The 20,946-nt window shown below is 53.7% G+C and carries 21 protein-coding genes; 10 read left to right on the forward strand and 11 right to left on the reverse strand.

From position 1 onward, the window contains the following. The first annotated feature begins 225 nt into the window (after positions 1-225). From ompC to ttcA, 4 genes are all read left to right on the forward strand, one after another. Complete coding sequence (ompC, locus tag F384_RS07670) at positions 226-1,350, forward strand: porin OmpC (protein WP_046480962.1); 1,125 nt, start codon at positions 226-228, stop codon at positions 1,348-1,350. A gap of 156 nt (positions 1,351-1,506) precedes the next feature. Next, entirely contained in the window at positions 1,507-1,719 is a 213-nt protein-coding gene (locus F384_RS07675) for a KTSC domain-containing protein (protein ID WP_046480963.1), read from the forward strand. Between the two features lie 81 nt (positions 1,720-1,800). Then, positions 1,801-2,235, forward strand: coding sequence for a universal stress protein UspF (gene uspF / locus F384_RS07680; protein ID WP_046480964.1), 435 nt, complete (start codon positions 1,801-1,803; stop codon positions 2,233-2,235). Positions 2,236-2,434: 199 nt separating this feature from the next. Further along, positions 2,435-3,370, forward strand: a complete 936-nt coding sequence (gene ttcA / locus F384_RS07685) for a tRNA 2-thiocytidine(32) synthetase TtcA (protein WP_046480965.1) — start codon at positions 2,435-2,437, stop codon at positions 3,368-3,370. 41 nt (positions 3,371-3,411) lie between these two features. On the opposite strand, the gene dbpA is transcribed toward ttcA, so the two are convergent. The 4 genes from dbpA to F384_RS07700 form a co-directional block, all read right to left on the reverse strand. Further along, a complete protein-coding gene (gene dbpA, locus F384_RS07690; RefSeq protein ID WP_046480966.1) occupies positions 3,412-4,785 on the reverse strand; it encodes an ATP-dependent RNA helicase DbpA in 1,374 nt (457 codons plus the stop codon). 29 nt (positions 4,786-4,814) lie between these two features. Then, a complete protein-coding gene (locus F384_RS30305; protein WP_413541468.1) occupies positions 4,815-4,988 on the reverse strand; it encodes a hypothetical protein in 174 nt (57 codons plus the stop codon). 284 nt (positions 4,989-5,272) lie between these two features. Further along, complete coding sequence (zntB, locus tag F384_RS07695) at positions 5,273-6,256, reverse strand: zinc transporter ZntB (RefSeq protein WP_046497890.1); 984 nt, start codon at positions 6,254-6,256, stop codon at positions 5,273-5,275. Positions 6,257-6,345: 89 nt separating this feature from the next. After that, positions 6,346-7,479, reverse strand: coding sequence for a methyl-accepting chemotaxis protein (locus F384_RS07700; protein ID WP_046480967.1), 1,134 nt, complete (start codon positions 7,477-7,479; stop codon positions 6,346-6,348). A gap of 434 nt (positions 7,480-7,913) precedes the next feature. Here F384_RS07700 and F384_RS07705 point away from each other — a divergent pair, with 434 nt between their 5' ends. Both F384_RS07705 and F384_RS07710 read left to right on the forward strand, forming a co-directional pair. Continuing rightward, complete coding sequence (locus F384_RS07705; protein WP_046480968.1) at positions 7,914-10,028, forward strand: putative bifunctional diguanylate cyclase/phosphodiesterase; 2,115 nt, start codon at positions 7,914-7,916, stop codon at positions 10,026-10,028. Between the two features lie 51 nt (positions 10,029-10,079). After that, positions 10,080-11,312, forward strand: coding sequence for a GGDEF domain-containing protein (locus F384_RS07710; protein ID WP_046480969.1), 1,233 nt, complete (start codon positions 10,080-10,082; stop codon positions 11,310-11,312). 47 nt (positions 11,313-11,359) lie between these two features. Here F384_RS07710 and pcaC read toward each other — a convergent pair whose 3' ends face one another. Genes pcaC through F384_RS07740 form a run of 6 tightly spaced genes read right to left on the reverse strand, consistent with a single transcriptional unit; the run spans position 11,360 to position 16,423 of the window. Continuing rightward, positions 11,360-11,749, reverse strand: coding sequence for a 4-carboxymuconolactone decarboxylase (gene pcaC / locus F384_RS07715; protein WP_046480970.1), 390 nt, complete (start codon positions 11,747-11,749; stop codon positions 11,360-11,362). Beyond that, positions 11,739-12,503, reverse strand: coding sequence for a 3-oxoadipate enol-lactonase (gene pcaD / locus F384_RS07720; RefSeq protein ID WP_046480971.1), 765 nt, complete (start codon positions 12,501-12,503; stop codon positions 11,739-11,741). The genes pcaC and pcaD overlap by 11 nt, the downstream gene beginning before the upstream one ends. Next, positions 12,481-13,845 carry a 3-carboxy-cis,cis-muconate cycloisomerase gene (locus tag F384_RS07725; protein ID WP_046480972.1) on the reverse strand — a complete coding sequence of 455 codons (1,365 nt, stop codon included), beginning with the start codon at positions 13,843-13,845 and terminating at the stop codon, positions 12,481-12,483. Before F384_RS07725 ends, pcaD begins: the two co-directional genes overlap by 23 nt. Positions 13,846-13,854: 9 nt before the next feature. Further along, a complete protein-coding gene (pcaF, locus tag F384_RS07730; RefSeq protein ID WP_046480973.1) occupies positions 13,855-15,057 on the reverse strand; it encodes a 3-oxoadipyl-CoA thiolase in 1,203 nt (400 codons plus the stop codon). 9 nt (positions 15,058-15,066) lie between these two features. Next, positions 15,067-15,723: a 3-oxoacid CoA-transferase subunit B gene (locus tag F384_RS07735; protein WP_046480974.1), complete on the reverse strand. Its 657-nt coding sequence runs from the start codon at positions 15,721-15,723 to the stop codon at positions 15,067-15,069. A gap of 10 nt (positions 15,724-15,733) precedes the next feature. Then, a complete protein-coding gene (locus F384_RS07740) occupies positions 15,734-16,423 on the reverse strand; it encodes a 3-oxoacid CoA-transferase subunit A (protein WP_046480975.1) in 690 nt (229 codons plus the stop codon). Positions 16,424-16,593: 170 nt separating this feature from the next. Between F384_RS07740 and F384_RS07745 the strand changes: the two genes are divergently transcribed. Continuing rightward, a complete protein-coding gene (locus tag F384_RS07745) occupies positions 16,594-17,400 on the forward strand; it encodes an IclR family transcriptional regulator C-terminal domain-containing protein (protein ID WP_046480976.1) in 807 nt (268 codons plus the stop codon). On the opposite strand, the gene smrA is transcribed toward F384_RS07745, so the two are convergent. After that, a complete protein-coding gene (smrA, locus tag F384_RS07750; protein ID WP_046480977.1) occupies positions 17,397-17,960 on the reverse strand; it encodes a DNA endonuclease SmrA in 564 nt (187 codons plus the stop codon). The genes F384_RS07745 and smrA overlap by 4 nt on opposite strands. 422 nt (positions 17,961-18,382) lie before the next feature. On the opposite strand from smrA, the gene ogt reads away from it, so the two are divergent. The 3 genes from ogt to uspE all read left to right on the forward strand — a co-directional run bounded on the left by ogt (position 18,383) and on the right by uspE (position 20,946). Next, positions 18,383-18,898, forward strand: coding sequence for a methylated-DNA--[protein]-cysteine S-methyltransferase (gene ogt / locus F384_RS07755; protein ID WP_046480978.1), 516 nt, complete (start codon positions 18,383-18,385; stop codon positions 18,896-18,898). Positions 18,899-19,092: 194 nt separating this feature from the next. Continuing rightward, complete coding sequence (gene fnr / locus F384_RS07760) at positions 19,093-19,845, forward strand: fumarate/nitrate reduction transcriptional regulator Fnr (protein WP_003020397.1); 753 nt, start codon at positions 19,093-19,095, stop codon at positions 19,843-19,845. 150 nt (positions 19,846-19,995) lie between these two features. Beyond that, positions 19,996-20,946 carry a universal stress protein UspE gene (gene uspE / locus F384_RS07765; protein ID WP_046480979.1) on the forward strand — a complete coding sequence of 317 codons (951 nt, stop codon included), beginning with the start codon at positions 19,996-19,998 and terminating at the stop codon, positions 20,944-20,946.

Consider the following 20,946-nt stretch of genomic DNA (forward strand, 5'->3'; position numbering starts at 1 on the left):
GGCGCAGAATATCGCACTGGATTTATTTTGTATAATTTTTATTTTGTATGCTTTTTGAAATTATATTCACGCCAATTATTATCATTTCTGTGGAATTAATTATTTAAGGTTTTACTTAAGACGTAACAATTGATGCTTATCTCTTTACGGAACTTCTCCTTTAGCATGATTTCACTCCCCAACAGAGGGAGTTACAGGTAAATAAAAAACTAAAGGATGACTTCGATGAAAAGAAAAGTACTGGCTCTTGTTATCCCAGCCCTGTTAACCGCAGGCGCAGCGCATGCCGCTGAAGTTTATAATAAGGACGGCAACAAATTAGATCTCTATGGCAAAGTTGATGGCCTGCATTATTTTTCTGATGATGCCAACAGTGATGGCGATCAAACTTATGTCCGTATGGGTTTTAAAGGTGAAACGCAGATCAATGACCAACTGACCGGTTATGGCCAGTGGGAATATCAGGTTAACGCCAACACCACCGAAAGCGATCATGGCAACAGTTTTACTCGTCTTGCTTTTGCTGGCCTGAAATTTGGCGATTACGGTTCATTCGACTACGGTCGTAACTACGGCGTCATGTATGACGTGGAAGGCTGGACCGATATGCTGCCTGAATTTGGCGGCGACTCCTACACCCGTTCTGACAACTTTATGACTGGCCGTGCAAATGGTGTCGCGACTTATCGTAATACTGATTTCTTCGGCATGGTCAACGGCCTGAATGTCGCCCTTCAGTATCAGGGCACCAACGAAGATCAAATCACCAATGAACAGGAAGGCACCGGCAACGGCGGCGATCGTACCGCCCAGAACTCAAACGGCGACGGTTTTGGTATCTCGTCTACCTATGACTTCGGGATGGGCGTGAGCTTCGGCGCAGCCTACACCACATCCGATCGTACCAACGAGCAGGTTAATACCGGTGGTCGCGTCGCGGGTGGCGATAAGGCGGATGCATGGACAGCGGGTCTGAAATATGACGCCAACAACATTTATCTGGCTACTATGTATTCTGAAACCCGTAACATGACCCCGTACGGTGATGATGGCGTAGCAAACAAAACCCAGAACTTTGAAGTGACTGCGCAATACCAGTTCGACTTCGGTCTGCGTCCGGCGGTGTCCTTCCTGATGTCAAAAGGTAAAGATCTGACCGGTCAGGGCAATGACGACAGTAAAGATCTGGTGAAATACGCGGATGTTGGCGCGACTTACTACTTCAACAAAAACATGTCCACCTACGTTGATTATAAAATCAACCTGCTGGATAACGACGACAACTTCTATTCTCGTAACAATATTAATACCGATGATGTCGTCGCACTCGGTATGGTCTACCAGTTCTAAGACCCTCAGCCCGCGGCTAACCGCGGGCTGTTATCACTTTCACCCGGTTATAACCCATCCGTTTTATCTATAACAAAACGCGATATCTTGTAGACTAAAATCCCCTTCGGTTAGATGATATATTCACTGTATGACCTGCCGTCGAGGATGCCCGCCATGAACCACCAACCCGTAAAATCATCACGAATCGCATCCGTTGGCTATGACGAGAAATCTTCTACCCTGGAAATCCGTTTCTACCAGACGGGTGTTCTGCAATATCGCGGCGTTCCGGCGCATATATACCGAAATTTTCTTTCCGTGGTCTCAAAGGGCCGGTTTTATGACGGGGTTATTAAGGGTAAATACCCGGAAATTAAAAACAAATAATGTTGAAATGTGATCATTGTCATTGTACTGAATCTGCGATAAGACGTTACACTTTCTATGGATACTCAAACAGGAGGTTTAATGAACAGAACAATTCTTGTCCCCATCGATATTTCAGACTCAGAATTAACGCAACGCGTGATTAATCATGTCGAAGCCGAGGCGAAAATTGACGATGCGCAGGTTCATTTCCTGACCGTCATCCCATCTCTGCCTTACTATTCTGCACTGGGCCTGGCCTACTCTGCGGAGTTGCCGGCCATGGACGATCTGAAAGCCGAAGCGAAATCTCAACTGGAAGAGGTCATCAAGAAGTTCACTATCCCGTCGGACAGAGTACAGATCCATATCGCTGAAGGGTCGCCGAAAGACAAGATTCTGGAAATGGCGAAAAAACTCGCGGTGGATATGGTGATTATTGCGTCACACCGTCCGGACATTACCACATATCTGTTAGGGTCGAACGCTGCTGCCGTAGTACGCCATGCAGAGTGCTCCGTACTGGTCGTACGCTAACCTTTTCAGCCCGCACATCGCTGCGGGCTTTTTGCCTCTCCCTCTGACATCACGCCTGATGCGTTCTATAAATGTGCTGACATTTTTCTCACTTATTCGTACCATACGGGCCACTATTTTTAAATCAGACAGCTTTGCCGGTCTCTCCACCGCGACGCCTGCTCTTCTGATGCCACACAATGAATTGAGCCTCTATTAAATGTCGCAAAATCAAGATATTACTAAGAAAGAACAGTACAACCTGAACAAACTGCAAAAACGTCTGCGTCGTAACGTGGGCGAAGCGATTGCCGATTTCAATATGATTGAAGATGGCGACCGCATCATGGTCTGCCTGTCCGGCGGTAAAGACAGCTACACCATGCTGGAAATTTTGCGCAATTTGCAGCAAAGCGCCCCCATTAGCTTTTCGCTGGTCGCCGTTAACCTCGACCAGAAACAACCCGGTTTTCCGGAGCACATTCTGCCGGAATATCTGGAGCAACTTGGCGTTGAGTACAAGATTGTTGAAGAGAACACGTATGGGATCGTAAAAGATAAGATCCCGGAAGGTAAAACCACCTGCTCTCTGTGTTCACGCCTGCGTCGCGGTATTCTCTATCGCACGGCGACAGAGCTGGGTGCCACCAAAATCGCCCTGGGACACCATCGCGACGACATTCTGCAAACCCTGTTCCTGAATATGTTCTATGGCGGGAAAATGAAAGGTATGCCGCCGAAGCTGATGAGCGATGATGGTAAACATATCGTGATCCGCCCGCTGGCTTACTGCCGTGAAAAGGATATTGAACGCTTTGCCGAAGCCAAAGGTTACCCGATTATCCCTTGTAACCTGTGCGGGTCGCAGCCGAACCTGCAACGTCAGGTGATTGCCGACATGCTGCGTGACTGGGATAAACGCTATCCGGGCCGTATTGAAACCATGTTCAGCGCCATGCAGAACGTGGTGCCTTCACACCTGAGCGACATTAACCTGTTCGACTTCAAAGGCATTAAGCACGGTTCTGACGTTGTCGATGGCGGCGATCTGGCGTTTGATCGTGAAGAGATCCCGCTTCAGCCTGCGGGCTGGCAACCGGAAGAAGACGACAATCAGCTTGATGCGCTGCGCCTGAACGTCGTTGAAGTGAAGTAATGTGAAACGGGCCGGACACGTTGTCTCCGGCCCAACACGGGTTATTTCAGCAGGCGAACCCGACAGGTTTTGCCTTTGATCTTCCCATTCTGCAGTTGTTTCCACGCCTTATGCGCCACCGACTGACGGACCGCCACATAGACATGCGCCGGATGAACGGCAATCTTGCCAATATCCGCGCCATCCAGACCAATATCGCCGGTTAACGCGCCCAGCACATCGCCCGGACGCATTTTGGCTTTCTTGCCGCCGTCGATACACAACGTCGCCATTTCAGCGACCAGCGGTGCTACCGTGCGTTGAGCCGGAGCGGAGACCCAGTTAAGGGGTATCTGTAGCATTTCAGAGAGAATATTCGCCCGCTGTGCCTCTTCCGGTGCGCAAAAACTGATAGCCAGACCGCTGTTCCCGGCACGTGCGGTACGTCCAATGCGATGAACATGGACTTCCGGATCCCACGCCAGTTCGAAGTTCACCACCAGTTCCAGCGATTTGATATCGAGTCCGCGCGCCGCAACGTCAGTCGCCACCAGCACCCGCGCACTGCCGTTGGCAAAGCGCACCAGCGTCTGATCGCGGTCGCGTTGTTCCAGGTCGCCATGAAGCGCAAGCGCACTTTGTCCGGCCTCATTCAGCGCGTCACACACCGCCTGGCAATCTTTTTTGGTATTACAGAACACCACGCAGGAGGCTGGCTGATGCTGGCTGAGCAACGTTTGCAGCAGCGGGATTTTACCGTGTACAGAGGTTTCAAAGAACTGCTGGTCGATGGCGGGAAGCGCATCCACCGAATCAATTTCAATAGAGAGCGGATTTCGCTGCACCCGACCGCTGATTGCCGCGATCGCTTCCGGCCAGGTGGCCGAAAACAGCAGCGTCTGACGCGATGCGGGCGCGAAGCGGATTACCTCGTCTATCGCCTCACTGAATCCCATATCCAGCATCCGGTCCGCTTCGTCCATCACCAGAGTGGTCAGCGCGTCCAGCGAAACGGTACCCTTTTGCAGATGGTCGAGCAAACGACCGGGCGTGGCGACAATAATATGCGGCGCATGCTGAAGAGAATCACGCTGTGCGCCGAAAGGTTGTCCGCCGCAGAGCGTCAGGATTTTAGTATTCGGTAAGAAACGCGCCAGGCGACGCAGTTCACCCGCCACCTGATCCGCCAGTTCGCGCGTCGGACACAGCACCAGCGACTGCGTCTGAAACAGAGTGACATCAATATGCTGTAACAACCCGAGACCAAATGCTGCCGTCTTACCGCTGCCGGTTTTCGCCTGCACCCGGACATCCTGGCCGGCAAGGATCGCAGGCAGCGCCTCCGCCTGGACGGGCGTCATGGACAGATATCCCAACTCATTCAGATTCTCAAGCTGGGCGGCGGGTAACACATTCAGGGTAGCAAAAGCAGTCACAATTTCATCTCACGGTAAACGACTCACAGTCAGCAGGCGCGTATCCTCGCAGATCTACGCGTGCGATGCGACATTTTAATCGGTTCTTCATCTGGCGGTGGATCCGGCATCGGCTGCGGACGGGGAATCGGGTCAGGGATAGGAATGGGGTCGGTTGGCACGGAATCAGAGAAATGAATCGCCCGATCGTGCAGGGTTAACACAGGTAACATCGTTGCCTCCGGTCTGTCATTGACTCCCTTTTAGGGTAGTCGCTGAAAACGCGCAGACAAAAAAAAGCCGACTTATTTAAGTCGGCGTCGTACGAATCAATTGTGCTATGCAGTAATTCAAAAAAGGAAGTAAGACAATATGGAGCGCAACGCCCATCGCTTGACGTTGCATTCACCTGCAAGAGAGATATTGCCCCGAACAGGCGTCGCATTTATTGACTTCGCTCAATCTTAAAGCCGTTTTTAGGCGCAGAATTCTCTTAAAACACCCGTTTTTACAACCATTTACTACGATGCAACCATAAAGTAACACCGCCAATCAGAACCACTAACAGAATACAAAACAGTGAAAAGCCAAATTGCCACCCACCGCCAGGTATGCCGCCAAGATTGACGCCGAACAGTCCGGTCAGAAACGTACTGGGAAGGAAAACCATCGCCATCAATGACATGGTATAGGTCCGTCTTGCCAGAGACTCCTGCATCACCTGAGCAATCTCATCGGCCATAACGCCGGTACGGGCGATACAGGCATCAATTTCATCCAGTCCTCTTCCCAGTCGGTCGGCAATGTCCTGCATCCGGCGTCGCTGATCGTCCGTCATCCACGGCAGACGCTCGCTGGCCAGCCGCGAGTACACATCGCGCTGTGGAGCCATATAGCGGCGCATGACGATCAGCTGTTTTCGCAGCAGCGCAAGAAATCCGCGCGGCGGGATTTGTTGATCGAGCAGGTTGTCTTCGAGATCGATGATTTTATCGTGCAACTCTTCGATAAATTCGCTGGCGTGATCCGTCAGCGCATCGCAGACGTCAACCAACCAGCCGCCGCAGTCGGCAGGCCCGGTGCCTTCCTGGAGATCGCTGACCACATCGTCGAGCGCCAGCACTTTACGCTGTCGCGTGGAGACAATCAGCCGTTCATCCATATACAGACGCATTGCGACCAACTGGTCGGGGCGTTCATCGGTGCTGCCATTAATACAACGCAGCGTAATGAGCGTCCCTTCCCCCAGACGGCTAACGCGCGGACGAAGACTTTCGCCAGCCAGCGCATCCCGGACGTTATTTGGCAGTAACGGCGTCGTTGCCAGCCATTGCGCGCTGTCCGGATGCGTGTAGTTCAGGTGCAGCCAGCACGGATGTTCGCTGCTGATCACATCATCATCTTCCAGCGGTTTCACGCCGCCTTTGCCGTCCAGCAACCAGGCAAACACCGCATCCGGCACACTGGCTTCAGACCCTTTGATGGCTTCCATTTCGCCTCCCATACCTCGCGCTTTTCTGGTTAGTCTAGCCGTCGACGTATGTTAAGCAACCACTCATTCTCCCATTGTGCTGAAATGGCTCATGAAAACCCGCGAGCATAGCGCTTGTGCACAGAGGAGGAAATGTCTTCTGTTGACTCACTTAAACGGAATTGATGTGTTTTCGACTGGAGATCGACCACCTGTGATTTCAGGACATCTGACGCCCCGGATAATTCGTCCACCATCAGGGCATTACTTTGCGTCACTTTTTCCAGTTCGTTCATCGCCTGGGTTATCTGATTAATCCCTTTTTCCTGTTCAGCCGTGGTGGCCGATATTTCACTCATTAGTTGGCTTAACTGCCCTGCGCCCTGAACAATTTCCTGCATATTTTTTTCTGTTTCGCCCACAACCGTTGCGCCTTGCTGCACATTTTGATGCGTAACGTCGATGAGCCCACGTATATTTTTCGCGGCCTCTGCGCTTCTGTGCGCCAGATTTCGCACCTCCGTCGCCACAACAGAAAACCCTTTTCCGTGCTCCCCTGCGCGCGCCGCTTCGACGGCGGCATTCAGCGCCAGAATATTGGTCTGGAACGCAATATCATCAATCAGGGTAATTATTTCTGTCATTTGCTGCGCGCACGCTGTAATCGAATGCATATTACTGGCGACCTGAACCATTAATTCGCTGCCCTTATATGCACATTGCATCGCGCTATCGGCCTGTTGATTAGCGAGTCGTGTGTGGTCGGCGTTGTTGCGCGTGTTGGCTGCCATCTGCTCCATACTGGCGGCGGTCTGGATTAATGAGGCGGACTGCTGTTCAGTTTTTACGGATAATTCAGCACTGCGGGCGGCCAACTGCTCTGACAGCAAAAGCGCCGTTTTCGAAGAATGCCGTATCTCCAGCACCAGCGTCGCGATACTGCCGGATAAACTGTTGATGCCCGGAATGAGTCTCCCGGCACAGTTATTACCAAATTCAGGAATATGAACGGTAAGATTTCCCGCGGTCACCGCCTCAATACTTTTTTTCACGGTATTGATGGGGGTGACAAGATAAAGAGTCATGTAGCACCATAATGACAGTAACGCCAGCAGAAAAATGGCGTTCATTGAGATAAATAATGACAACCTCACCGGGTACAGTAATTGCACAATATTAATCAGGCAAAAGATAAACAGCAGAAATACGATAATAAATGTTCTGACGCTAATGTGTTTTAACATTTTAAACCTGTTAACGGTTAATATGGCAGGTCATATTTATATAGCATCAGAAAAGCATATATTCTTCCCGTTTAACCCTCCTTTCAATCTTCACGCTGAGATCCATCAAATTTACCTTAAAGAAGGATAATAATGATTAAGTTTGCTTTATGCTTTCTGTTAATCATGTCATGAGATCGCTTTCCCTCCAGACTCATGAGATTCCACTTCTGAACAGTTAAGTGACGCGACACTCTCTGTGACGCACGTTAACTCCAGCTTAACTGATTAGATTTCATAACGTTTAAATAAGCACCTTCGCGCTTTTGCCGCTTTCCACCTCAGAACGCTAATGAAGAAGGTGAAAATTTCGGGATGCGTCATTTTTTTTCTCATGCGAAAGGATGAATCCCTGCTAAATTTAACTGCACGACAGACTCTCGATGGAAAGCCAGATGTTGCACGTATCATGGGATCCGGTATTAATCGGCATCTCGTTTCTTGTTGCGTTCATAGCTGCATTTGTCTCCCTTGATAGCGCGGGTAAAGTGGCTATTTCTGTGCGGCGGGAATCGACATTCTGGCGCTTATCGGGAGGGATTACGCTCGGTATGGGGATCTGGTCGATGCACTTCATCGGGATGCTGGCGATGAAAATGAGCATGCCCCTGAACTATCATCTCCCGTTGACCTTCCTTTCCTTTGCGATCGCCCTGCTCGCGGCGTCGTTTGCGATTCACATTGTGATTTCCGCTACACCGCTCTCACGCATCAGACTGATCGCCGCAACCGTTGTTCTGAGCATGGGAATGGTCGCCATGCATTATGTCGGGATGGCCGCCGTCGTCGGACATGGCGCCATCGTCTGGAACCCTGGGCTGGTTGGCCTGTCCGTTATCATTGCCGTTGTGACCACCGGTCTCGGGCTGCGACTGGCTTTTTCACCGCATCAGACGACGCGCCAGACCTTATTGAACCGGCTGGCGGCGTCACTGGTTGTCGCTCTGGCGATTTTCGCCATGCACTACACCGGCATGAGCGCAGCGACATTCAGTCATCACAGCCACGCACTCCACACGGGTCTCAGTCAGGTCGAACTCGCCATCTGCGTTGCGAGTATCACGCTGGTGACGCTGGGCGTAATGCAGGTTATCTCGTTGCTTGACTCGCACGTGCGGGCGTCGCAACTGACTGAAAACCTCTCCCATCTCAACAAGAAGCTGACGCGGCATAGTCATTTCGATGCCTTGACCGGGTTGCCCAACCGCGCACAAATCGACACCTGTTTACTGGCCTGCATGGAAGACTCGGCGCTCAATCAGCGGCGGTTCGCCCTCGCGTTTATCGATCTTGATCGCTTTAAAGTCGTCAATGATACCTGGGGTCATCATATTGGCGACCAGTTGTTGGTCGCCAGTAGCCAGCGGATCCTCGCCTGTCTTGATGACACCATGACGCTTGCCCGCCTGGGGGGTGATGAATTTATCCTGTTGATGCCGGAGAACAATACCGAAGCCATATCCTCGCGGATGGACCGCATTACCAATGCTCTGCGAATGCCTTTCTCTCTGTCCGGTCATGTTATTCGTGTTTCACTCAGCGCCGGACTCAGTTTCTATCCCGAACATGGCACCACTCCCCATGAGCTACGCGTGAAGTCGGATGTCGCTATGTATCATGTAAAGCAACAGGGTCGCGATGGCTGGGCCATCTACCAACCGGAAATGGAAGCTCTTGTCACCACCGCGCCAGCCTTTTTGCAGGGTCTGTCGCAGGCGCTGGCACGTAATGAATTTGAGCTGTGGTATCAGCCAAAATATACTGCTGGTGACCACACGCTGACCGGGTTTGAAGCCCTGTTGCGCTGGCGGCATCCTGAGCAAGGGCTGCTGCTTCCAGGCGCGTTTCTCCCCACGCTTGAAGATACGGGCCTCATGCTTTCGGTCGGTAAATGGGTGATTAAGCAGGCCTGCTCACAGCTTTCTCAATGGAACCAACAGGGGCATCCTGACTGGTCGCTTGCGATTAACCTCTCTGCGACGCAATTCGAGCAACATAATATCGTCGATATCGTCTGTAACGCGCTTGCCTGCTACCAGATCCCGCCGTCCCGGTTGACACTGGAAATAACGGAAAGCGCTGTGCTAAAAAATCTCGGGCGGAACATTGAGATCCTTAATACCTTTTCGGCTGCCGGGATCACGGTTTCTATTGATGATTTCGGAACCGGATATTCAAATATGCTGATGTTGAAATCACTCCCGGCACGGGAATTGAAGATTGATCGACTCTTTATTAAAGATATCAATGAGAACAACAAGAACAGCAAAATTGTCTCGACGATTATTGATATCGCCCACTCGATGAATTTACGCGTTGTCGCAAAAGGGATCGAAACGCCAGAGCAAGAGCGACTCCTGACGCAAATGGGCTGTGGTGTTCTGCAAGGTTTTTTATATTCTCCCCCCTTACCAGCACAGCAAATACCGACACTATTACAAAGGGATAGTCTCACTAAACCGCTAAATGTTGTTTCCTGTTTACCGCAACAGCGCTCTGTCTCACTATAAAAAAATTTTCGCATGGTCATAAAATAATTAATAAAAATAACGGGATTATTGATGATTGCACACAACCTGAATGCACTGGATTTATTATCACTTCCGGTCTGGATCGTCTCTCCGGACACCGAAGAATTACTCTTTGCCAATCGTATCGCCAGAGAGGTGATGCAGGGATACACTTTCAGTCAACTGCGTAAGGGAGTGTATTCCACCCACGCGCAGAATACCTTACCGAACTATATTACGGATCTTCGCAACCAGCGGGATATTGTCGAAATTCTGACCGTGCCGCGTGAAAATAATCAGGCTGCGCTCACCTGCCGGTTGTCGGTAAAAGACCTGCCGGGCGCCGGTGAAGTGATCCTCTTCGAAGGTATTGATATCCCGGCGGCGCGCGGGTTGAAGGCCAGTCGGTCTGCAGCCTATCAGCGTAAAAAGCAGGGATTTTACGCCCGATTTTTTCTCACTAACTCCGCCCCCATGCTGCTGATAGACCCTTCCAGAGATGGCCTGATCGTCGATGCCAACCTGGCGGCGCTCAATTTCTACGGCTACAGTCTGGAAGCGATGTGCCAGAAGCATACCTGGGAAATCAATATGTTGGGTCGGCAGGTTCTGCCAGTGATGCATGAGATTGCGCGACTTCCTGGCGGGCATAAACCGTTAAATTTTGTCCATAAAATTGCCGATGGCACCACCCGCCATGTGCAAACCTATGCCGGGCCGATTGAAATCTACGGCGACAGACTGATGCTGTGCATCATTCACGACATCACTGAGCAGAAACGTCTCGAACAAGAGCTGGAGCTCGCCGCCCTGCACGATGCGCTGACCGGATTGCTCAACCGTCGTCAGTTGTATCAACTGACTGAACAGGGACAGACGCAACATCTCTCTCTTTCCCAGGATTACAGCCTGCTGCTCATTGATACCGACCGGTTTAAAAGCATTAATGACCTGTATGGCCACCAGAAAGGCGATGAGGTTCTTTGCGAGCTGGCGCGAAACCTGGAGTCCTGCGCGCGCAAAGGCGATTTAGTATTCCGCTGGGGCGGCGAAGAGTTTGTTCTGCTGTTGCCCCGCACCCCGCTGGAGACCGCGCTGCAGTTAGCCGAATCCATTCGCGCTTCGGTGGCGAAAATTGGCCTTCCCGGCCTGCCGCGCTTTACCGTGAGCATTGGCGTGGCCCACCACGAACCGAACGAAAGTATCGATGAGCTGTTTAAGCGGGTGGATGCTGCGCTCTACAGGGCCAAGAACGACGGCAGAAACCGGGTACTGGCAGCCTGAGAAACAGTGTACCCCGACGACACACGCCGTCGCCGGGGTCTCCGGATTTACTCCCCGGCGGCGTCGCGCTGGTCAAAAACCTGCTGCGCCAGATGCATCGTCGCATTAGCGGCGGGCAGACCGCAGTAAAGCGCCGAATGCATGATCAGCTCTTTTAACTCCTCACGCGTCACGCCATTGTTGAACGCGGCATTAAGATGCATTTTCAGCTCCGCCTCGCGATTGAGCGCAATCAGCATCGCAATGGTTATCATACTGCGCGTATGCCGATCCAGTCCGGGACGGCTCCAGATATCCCCCCAGGCATAACGGGTAATGAAGTGCTGAAATTCTTCGTTCAGCGGCGTCAGATTTTGCACGGTGCGGTCAACATGCGCATCGCCAAGGACGCCCCTGCGTACGGCCATTCCCTGCTGATAGCGTTCGTCATCCTGCATGTTGCCCTCCCAGAAACGATAATAACGCCGCGTTTACCTCGCCCGGCGCTTCAATAGTGGATAAATGGGATGCCTTCACCACGGCCAGCGCAGATCCGGCAATACGCTGGTGCATAAACTGAGCGTCAACCACGGTGGTGACCGGGTCATGTTCTCCGGCAATCAGCAGCGCCGGTCGCGTAATACGGCTAATCTGTTCACGCAAATCAGCCGTTGCCAGCGCGTCACAGCAGGCGGCATATCCTTCTGCTGACGAGGTCGCGAGTTGCTGACACAGCGCCGCGACCATTTGCGGGGCCGACTGACAAAAGGACGGGCTGAACCAGCGTTCGGGCGCGCTGACGGCAATGTCGCGCAGCCCGTTCTGACGAACGCTTTGCGCGCGAGCGTGCCAGCCTGCCTCATCGCCGATGCGCGCAGCGCTGTTTATCACCGTCACGCTCAGCAGTCGCTGGGGTCGATAACAGGCCAGCCAGAGCCCGGTGAGCCCCCCCATCGAGATCCCGCAAAAGTGCGCGGACGGAATATCCAGGTGGTCGAGCAACGCAATCACATCCAGCCCTAACCGGGCGAGATCGGTTGGCCCCGTTTTGTTCGTGGCGCCATGCCCGTGTGTGTCATAACGCAGCACCCGATACTGTGCGCTCAGCGCCGCAAGCTGTGGCGCCCACATTGCAAGCGTGGTACCCAGAGAGTTGGATAGCACCACAACTGGCGCATCGTCCGGGCCATCAATCTGGTAATTCAGTTCCATGCTGTCGTTCCTCATAACGTGCAAGCACACGTTGAACAAATTGTGTCGCGCTGCCGGTTGCCGTGCCTGGGTCCAGTAACGCCGCCAGTTCCGATTCATTCAGATGAGCCATCACCTGTGGCTCATCAACCAGCACCGAATACAGGGATCGATTGTTTTCTGTCGCGCGATGGCACAGCCCTTCGATCAGATGATGCGCGTCCTGTTTGCCGATAAACGCCGCCAGCGCCAGAGTGACCGCTTCCGCCATCATCAGACCGTGGGTGATATCCAGGTTGTCACGCATCTTTTGCGGGAAAACCTGCATATTCAGGACGAGCAGTCGGGTTTCCTCTATTGCCTGCCCGACCAGCATGACAATCTCCGGCAGGACTTCCCATTCGGCCTGCCAGCCGCCGAGCGCGCGTTCATGCTGCTGTAGCTGGCTGCTATAGAGTGTGGCCATCAGTCCCGGTGTTTTCTGCATAGCGGTCAGGATCGCCGCGCAGCTTACCGGATTTCGCTTATGCGGCATCGCCGACGATCCGCCACGACCTGCGGCGACAGGTTCACTGACTTCCGCCACTTCGGTCTGCATCAGCAACGCGAAGTCCTGGGCAAACTTGCCGAGCGTTCCGCCAACGCCGGCATACCATGCGCCCACTTCCAGCAGCCGATCGCGCTGGGTATGCCAGGGGGTATCCGGTAGCGTCAGCGCCAGTTCCTGTGCAAGACGCTCTGCCACCGGCAAAGCATCCTGCCCGAGTGATGCCAGCGTTCCCGCTGCGCCGCCAAACTGCAGCACCAGGACGCGAGGCAGTAACTGTTGCAGGCGTTCCTGCCAGCGCAGCAGCGCATCAAGCGTGTTCGCCAGTTTTAACCCCCAGGTCACCGGCAGCGCTTGCTGCATCCAGGTGCGCCCGGGCATGACGGTGTGCTGGTAGCGATGCGCCTGCTGAGCAAAGGCCTCAGTCAGTTGAGTCAGCGCGCGTTGCGTATGATTCAGCGCGGCGCGCAGTTGCAGTACCAGACCGGTATCGATCACATCCTGACTGGTAGCCCCCCAGTGAACATAACGCGCCGCGTCAGGATCCGCATTCTTCACCCGCGCGGTTAAGTGTTTTACCAGCGGAATCGCCAGATTGCCTGCCGCCCGCGCCGATTCCGCCAGCACGCGTTGATCAAACCACTCCGCGCGACAGGCCTGGACGACAGGCTCGACTGCCGTTGCCGGGATCACCCCACAGGCGGCCTGCGCACGGGCAAGCGCGGCCTCAAAATCGAGCATTCCCTGGAGAAGCTGTAAGTCTGAAAATTCTGCCGTGAGCGCCGTTCCGCGCATCAACGGGGTTAGCAAGGTCATTCCTGCTCCTTACACACGTTCAATAATCAATGCGATCCCCTGACCCACACCAATGCACATCGTGCAGAGCGCATAGCGACCGCCGGTACGCTGTAACTGGTAAGCGGCGGTCATCGCCAGACGCCCGCCCGATGCCCCTAATGGATGGCCGAGGGCAATCGCGCCGCCGTTAGGATTCACCTGAGCGGCATCATCAGGCAGCCCCAAATCACGCATCACTGCCAGCGCCTGCGCGGCAAACGCTTCGTTAAGCTCGATGACATCCATCTGACTGAGCGTTAATCCTGTTTGCGTCAGCACTTTGCGGACCGCTGGTGCCGGACCAAAGCCCATAATTCGTGGGGCGACGCCAGCGGTTGCCACACCGACAACGCGCGCCAGCGGTTGCAGCCCCTGCTGCGCGATCGCCTGTTCACTGGCGATGAGCAGCGCACAGGCACCGTCGTTGACGCCAGACGCATTGCCCGCCGTTACTGTACCGTCGGCGCGAACCACGCCTTTCAGCCTGGCGAGCGCCTCCAGCGACGTCGCACGTGGATGTTCATCCTCCGCAAAAGTCAGCGGCTCGCCTCTTTTCTGTGACACTGTCACTGGAATCAATTCTTGCGCAAACAGCCCCTGCTCCTGAGCGGCAGCGGTGCGTAACTGGCTGCGCAGCGCAAACGCATCCTGATCGGCGCGCGCGATGCCAAACTCCTGCGCCACGTTTTCCGCCGTTTCCGGCATAGAATCGACACCATAACGCGCTTTCATTTGCGCATTGATAAAGCGCCAGCCAATCGTAGTGTCTTCGATTTTCATGTTACGACTGAAGGCGTTTTCTGCTTTACCCATCACAAAAGGCGCACGCGACATACTCTCCACGCCACCTGCAATCATTAACTGCGTTTCGCCACTTTTAATCGCTCTCGCGGCAATGCCGATGGCATCAAGACTGGAACCGCACAGGCGGTTTACCGTACTGCCCGGAACGCTTTCCGGCAGCCCGGCCAGCAGCAGCGCCATCCGCGCCACGTTGCGGTTATCTTCCCCCGCCTGATTCGCACAGCCGTAGATCACGTCATCGATGAGCGTCGGATCGAGGCCTGGATTGCGTTCAAGCAGCGCTTTCAGCACAATGGCGGCCAGATCGTCCGCCCTGACGCTCGCCAGCGTTCCGCCGAAGCGACCAAACGGTGTTCGCACTGCATCGCAGATAAATGCCTGATTCATCATAGTTCCTTATGCGCTTTGCGCCAGCGGTTCGCCGCTCAGCGTTACCGGTGTCAGACGTTGCAACTCCTCAAAAGAGAGACCGTTGAAAATTTCCCGGACCATCGGGCCTGTATCAGTAATGTCGATCACCGCAAGGTCGGTATAGATGCGGCTGACACAACCCATGCCCGTCAGTGGATAAGTGCAGTGTTCAACCAGTTTGCACTCACCATCGCGGGTCAGATGGTCCATCATCACAAACACCTGACGCGCGCCGATCGCCAGATCCATCGCGCCGCCCACGGCAGGAATGGCGTCCGGCGTACCGGTACTCCAGTTGGCGAGATCCCCGAAGGCAGAGACCTGATACGCCCCCAGCACGCAGATATCCAGGTGTCCGCCGCGCATCATGGCGAAAGAGTCGCCGTGGTGGAAATAGCAGCCGCCCTGCAACAATGTGACGTACTCTTTCCCGGCGTTAATCAGTTCCGGATCTTCTTCCCCTTCTGCGGGTTTTGGCCCCATCCCGAGCAGGCCATTTTCACTGTGCAGGAAAATCTCTTTTTCCGCCGGCAGGTAGTTGGCGATGCGGGTCGGCAAGCCGATCCCCAGATTGACATATGCCCCTTCCGGGATATCCTGCGCCACGCGTCTGGCCATTTCGTCACGGGATAATTTCTTCATCGTTTACTCCTTACGCGCGCAGCGCTGCATGGGTGAGGTTTGCCAGCGAAAACACGCGCTGGACAAAAATACCCGGCGTGATGACGTGCTCGGGATCGAGTTCGCCCAGAGGGAGAATCTGATTCACCTCCACCACGGTGGTTCGCGCGGCCGTCGCCATGATCGGGCCAAAGTTACGCGCTGCTTTGCGGTACACCAGATTCCCCCAGCGATCGGCCTGGTGCGCCTTAATCAGGGCAAAATCGGCTTTGATGGGGTATTCGAGCACGTAGTCTTTCCCCTCGATATGACGGGTTTCTTTACCTTCAGCCAGCGGCGTACCGTAGCCTGTGGGCGTATAAATGGCCCCCAGCCCGGCCCCGGCGGCCTGAATCCGCGCCGCCAGATTGCCCTGCGGCACCAGCTCCAGTTCAACCTCGCCACGGCGATACAGCGCATCAAAAATCTGTGAGTCCACCTGACGTGGAAAAGAGCAGATCATTTTGCGCACGCGTCTGGCCTTCAACAGCGCCGCCAGACCGACTTCACCGTTGCCCGCATTGTTATTGATGATGGTAAGGTCGCGAGCGCCCTGCGCGATAAGCGCATCGATCAACGTGGTGGGTTGTCCGGCGGTACCAAAGCCCCCAATCATGATGGTGGCGCCATCCGGGATCCCGGCAATGGCCTCCTCCAGCGAAGGCACACTTTTATCAATCATCAGCTCGCTCCTTGTGGTGCGGATTTCGCACGTTTTTGCGTTGTTCGCACAAAATGTGACCCACTTAACGAAGTCAGGCAAGGGCGATAATCGAAATATGGTGCGATTATCGAACATCATTTATATTTGTACGAAGAATGTGATCCGTGGCGAACAACGAGAGGAAAACAGTGGAAAAACATCCTGATGACCGTCTGAACAATGAGGCCGATCCGTTCAAGGGCGACCCGAACTATATGGCGTCACTGGCGCGTGGGCTGGAGGTGATTCAGGCGTTTACGCCGCAGCGGCGGGTGATGTCGATATCGCAAATTAGCCAGAAAACCGGGATACCGCGCGCGGCGGTCAGACGCTGTCTGTATACGCTGGGAAAACTGGGGTTTGTTTATGCCGAAGATGGGAAAAATTTTGAATTACGACCGCGGATCCTGGCGCTGGGACATGCTTACCTGGCCTCTACGCCGCTGGCTCGCGCCACTCAACCCGTTCTGAAGCATCTGAGCGAAATGCTCAATGAATCCTGTTCCATCGCCACCCTCGACGGCGACGATATCTTGTATATCGCCCGCGCCTCCAGTTCACGCATTATGACCATCGATCTGGACATCGGCAGTCGACTGCCCGCATGGTCCACCTCAATGGGACGCGTGCTGCTCAGTCATCTTTCTGAAGACAAACTGAACGACATGCTCGGGCGCGTCACCATGATCCGCTACACCTCGCAGACCGTGGATTCCGTCCCCGCCCTGCGCGCCGAGCTGAAGAAAGTGCGCCAACAGGGTTATGCGTTAAACGATCAGGAACTCGAAATGGGACTGCGGTCCATTGCCGTACCGCTGATGAACAGTCAGGGCCAGGTACAGGCCGCGCTAAACGTGGGCGTACATGCCGGTCAGGTGACGGCGGACGAGTTACGCAGCCGGGTGCTGCCCGAGTTGCAGAAAGCCGCGCAGGAATTGTCGCTTTTGCTGCATTAACGGCTGCGCTTGGCGTGGCGCTCCCAGTTTTCCTGTTTCGCCTGTGCGGTCTTGCGCAACGCCACGTAACACGCCCCGCTGCCGCCATGATGCGGCAGCGCCGTGCAGTAGGCCTGAACGTCGTCGAATTCGGTCAACCAGCGCGCCACATAGCTACGCACAATGTTGGCATGTGAATTATCGTCTCGGCCTTTACCGTGAATGATCAGCACGTTACGCAGACCATCCTGTAATGACTGGAGAAGAAAACTGAACAGTTGTTGGCGGCACGCTTCCACCGGTTGACGCAACAGATTAAGGCTCGCCTGCTGGCTGTATTTCCCCGTTCGCAGTTTATCGAGTACGCCCTGCTGCAACCCCTCGCGACGAAATTCCAGCGGCTGCGTTAGCGGGACGACCTCCAGAAAACCGGTAGTGAAAAAATTATCCAGCTGGAGCGGATCAATGCGCTGCGGGGTCCGTGTATTGCGCACGGGCTGCCAGTGTACGTCGGCGCAACGTTTCAGCGGCTGAACATCCTCCATGGCGTCAAGAAATAACGATTTATCGTCAAGGTTCATGTGGTGTCCTCCCGCTTTTAAAGACAGCCACTATCATAACCGTCCCCCTGGAGGGCGACAACGGTTTACAGATGTTTCCAGTTAACATCAGCGTGTCATAAACCTTTGATGAACTTAACGCATCTGGTTTTATCCACATGTTTACCAGGTGAGAGCAGCATTTAATCCATTTGATTTAACTTAGATTTTCGTGAAATCAATCACCCATGATGACTGGCTTCATTAAACGGTTCTTGTTATAAGACATTACCCGCCACACGGAATAATAACGGGAACACATGAAGGATAAACTGCTGTGTGTACTGTAGAGTCTGGCGGATGTCGACAGGCTCTATTTTTTTATCCCAAATCAGGGGTATAGCACTGCTGACGATGACCATGATACGTTGATGCCCATCTACTGTATGCCAACGAGGCGGCCGATGCTGACACTACTGGAAGAGAAAATGATGACCCCACTGGGTCCGCTTTGGGTAATTTGCGACGAGCAGTTCAGACTGCGCGCCATCGAGTGGGAACAGTACAGCGAACGTATGATTCAACTGCTGGATATCCATTACCGCGCCGAAGGTTATACCCGCATCAGCGCGACCAATCCGGGCGGCCTGTGCGATAAACTTGCCGACTACTTTGCCGGCAACCTCAGCGCGATCGATTCGCTGCCAACCGCTACCGGCGGCACCCCTTTTCAGCGGGAGGTCTGGCAGACGTTGCGGACCATTCCCTGTGGTCAGGTGATGCACTACGGCCAGTTGGCTGAACAACTGGGACGCCCCGGTGCGGCGCGTGCGGTTGGCGCGGCAAACGGTTCGAATCCGATCAGCATTGTGGTCCCCTGCCACCGCGTCATTGGACGCAACGGCACCATGACCGGTTATGCCGGCGGCGTGCAGCGGAAAGAGTGGTTGTTGCGCCATGAGGGTTACCTGTTGCTGTAATATCCAGGCAATTCGTGCCTTCTTGCTCACACTTTTACATAAAGACGCCACACGGAAGGTATGGATTTTCAAAGAGATAGAAATAATTTACTCACACATACCAGAATTATCCGCTATTGGGGTTAGCTCAGACTTACGTGCCCACCAAAAAGATGTTAAAATTGACAAATATCAATTACGGCTTGAGCAGACCTATGATCCCGGAAAAGCGAATTATACGGCGCATTCAGTCTGGCGGTTGTGCTATCCATTGCCAGGATTGCAGCATCAGCCAGCTTTGCATCCCGTTCACACTTAACGAGCATGAGCTTGATCAGCTTGATAATATTATCGAGCGTAAAAAGCCGATTCAGAAAGGCCAGACGCTGTTTAAGGCGGGTGATGAGCTGAAATCGCTCTATGCCATTCGTTCCGGTACGATCAAGAGCTATACCATTACTGAGCAAGGCGATGAGCAGATCACCGGCTTCCACCTCGCGGGCGACCTGGTAGGCTTTGACGCGATCGGTAGCGGTCATCATCCGAGTTTTGCGCAGGCACTGGAAACCTCAATGGTCTGCGAAATCCCGTTTGAGACACTTGATGACCTGTCCGGCAAAATGCCGAATCTGCGTCAGCAGATGATGCGTCTGATGAGTGGTGAGATCAAAGGCGACCAGGATATGATCCTGTTGCTGTCGAAGAAAAACGCGGAAGAGCGTCTGGCGGCATTTATTTATAATTTGTCCCGCCGCTTTGCACAGCGCGGTTTCTCTCCACGTGAATTTCGTCTGACCATGACCCGTGGCGACATCGGTAACTACTTGGGCCTGACCGTTGAAACAATCAGCCGTCTGCTGGGTCGTTTCCAGAAGAGCGGGATGCTGGCAGTGAAGGGAAAATACATCACCATCGAAAACAGTGATGCGCTGGCGGTACTCGCCGGACACACCCGCAACGTTGCTTAATCTTTCCGCAACCCTTCTGAAACCCTTCTGTCGAATCGCTAAATTTTCCTGATTTATTGATCTGACAGAAGGTTCTTCCCTGTTTCAATTCACATTCTTGGGTTACTCTTTTAGTTACAAACTGCGATGACAGTTGTAAGGAGACCCTGTATGGCTATGTATCAAAACATGCTGGTGGTTATCGATCCGAATCAGGACGATCAACCTGCGTTACGGCGTGCGGTTTATTTGCATCAACGGATTGGTGGCAAAATCAAAGCCTTTTTGCCGATCTATGACTTTTCCTACGAGATGACCACTCTGCTGTCGCCTGATGAGCGTACAGCCATGCGTCAGGGCGTCATTAGTCAACGGGCGGCCTGGATACGCGAACAAGCTAAATACTACATCGACGCAGGCGTTCCTGTTGAAATTAAAGTGGTCTGGCACAACCGTCCTTTTGAAGCCATTATTCAGGAAGTGATCAGCGCCGGACACGATTTGGTGCTCAAGATGGCGCACCAGCATGACAGACTGGAAGCGGTGATCTTTACCCCGACCGACTGGCATCTGCTGCGTAAATGCCCAAGCCCAGTATGGATGGTGAAAGACCAGCCCTGGCCGGAAGGCGGTAAAGCACTGGTGGCGGTAAACCTCGCCAGCGAAGAACCCTACCACAATGCGCTGAATGAAAAGCTGGTGAAAGAGACGCTACAACTCGCCGAGCAGGTCAATCATACTGAAGTGCATCTGGTCGGGGCCTACCCCGTTACCCCTATCAATATCGCCATTGAACTGCCGGAATTTGATCCCAGCGTCTATAACGATGCGATTCGCGGCCAGCACCTGCTGGCAATGAAAGCGTTGCGGCAAAAATTCAGCATCGACGAGAGAGTCACGCACGTTGAGAAAGGATTACCGGAAGAGGTGATCCCCGATTTAGCAGAACATCTGCAGGCGGGGGTTGTGGTTCTGGGGACGGTGGGTCGTACCGGGATTTCCGCCGCATTCCTGGGCAACACGGCAGAACAGGTCATCGATCACCTGCGTTGTGACCTGCTGGTCATCAAACCCGATCAGTACCAGACGCCCGTTGAACTGGACGACGATGAAGACGACTGA

Source organism: Citrobacter amalonaticus Y19 (assembly GCF_000981805.1).
Lineage (GTDB): Bacteria > Pseudomonadota > Gammaproteobacteria > Enterobacterales > Enterobacteriaceae > Citrobacter_A > Citrobacter_A amalonaticus_C.

What these genes read in the sequence shown, in the direction of transcription:
- ompC (WP_046480962.1), top strand. Translation starts at nt 226, where the DNA reads ATGAAAAGAAAAGTACTGGCTCTTGTTATCCCAGCCCTGTTAACCGCA.
- F384_RS07675 (WP_046480963.1), top strand. Translation starts at nt 1,507, where the DNA reads ATGAACCACCAACCCGTAAAATCATCACGAATCGCATCCGTTGGCTAT.
- uspF (WP_046480964.1), top strand. Translation starts at nt 1,801, where the DNA reads ATGAACAGAACAATTCTTGTCCCCATCGATATTTCAGACTCAGAATTA.
- ttcA (WP_046480965.1), top strand. Translation starts at nt 2,435, where the DNA reads ATGTCGCAAAATCAAGATATTACTAAGAAAGAACAGTACAACCTGAAC.
- zntB (WP_046497890.1), bottom strand. Translation starts at nt 6,256, where the DNA reads ATGGAAGCCATCAAAGGGTCTGAAGCCAGTGTGCCGGATGCGGTGTTT.
- F384_RS07700 (WP_046480967.1), bottom strand. Translation starts at nt 7,479, where the DNA reads ATGTTAAAACACATTAGCGTCAGAACATTTATTATCGTATTTCTGCTG.
- F384_RS07705 (WP_046480968.1), top strand. Translation starts at nt 7,914, where the DNA reads ATGTTGCACGTATCATGGGATCCGGTATTAATCGGCATCTCGTTTCTT.
- F384_RS07710 (WP_046480969.1), top strand. Translation starts at nt 10,080, where the DNA reads ATGATTGCACACAACCTGAATGCACTGGATTTATTATCACTTCCGGTC.
- pcaC (WP_046480970.1), bottom strand. Translation starts at nt 11,749, where the DNA reads ATGCAGGATGACGAACGCTATCAGCAGGGAATGGCCGTACGCAGGGGC.
- pcaD (WP_046480971.1), bottom strand. Translation starts at nt 12,503, where the DNA reads ATGGAACTGAATTACCAGATTGATGGCCCGGACGATGCGCCAGTTGTG.
- F384_RS07725 (WP_046480972.1), bottom strand. Translation starts at nt 13,845, where the DNA reads ATGACCTTGCTAACCCCGTTGATGCGCGGAACGGCGCTCACGGCAGAA.
- pcaF (WP_046480973.1), bottom strand. Translation starts at nt 15,057, where the DNA reads ATGAATCAGGCATTTATCTGCGATGCAGTGCGAACACCGTTTGGTCGC.
- F384_RS07735 (WP_046480974.1), bottom strand. Translation starts at nt 15,723, where the DNA reads ATGAAGAAATTATCCCGTGACGAAATGGCCAGACGCGTGGCGCAGGAT.
- F384_RS07740 (WP_046480975.1), bottom strand. Translation starts at nt 16,423, where the DNA reads ATGATTGATAAAAGTGTGCCTTCGCTGGAGGAGGCCATTGCCGGGATC.
- smrA (WP_046480977.1), bottom strand. Translation starts at nt 17,960, where the DNA reads ATGAACCTTGACGATAAATCGTTATTTCTTGACGCCATGGAGGATGTT.
- ogt (WP_046480978.1), top strand. Translation starts at nt 18,383, where the DNA reads ATGCTGACACTACTGGAAGAGAAAATGATGACCCCACTGGGTCCGCTT.
- fnr (WP_003020397.1), top strand. Translation starts at nt 19,093, where the DNA reads ATGATCCCGGAAAAGCGAATTATACGGCGCATTCAGTCTGGCGGTTGT.
- uspE (WP_046480979.1), top strand. Translation starts at nt 19,996, where the DNA reads ATGGCTATGTATCAAAACATGCTGGTGGTTATCGATCCGAATCAGGAC.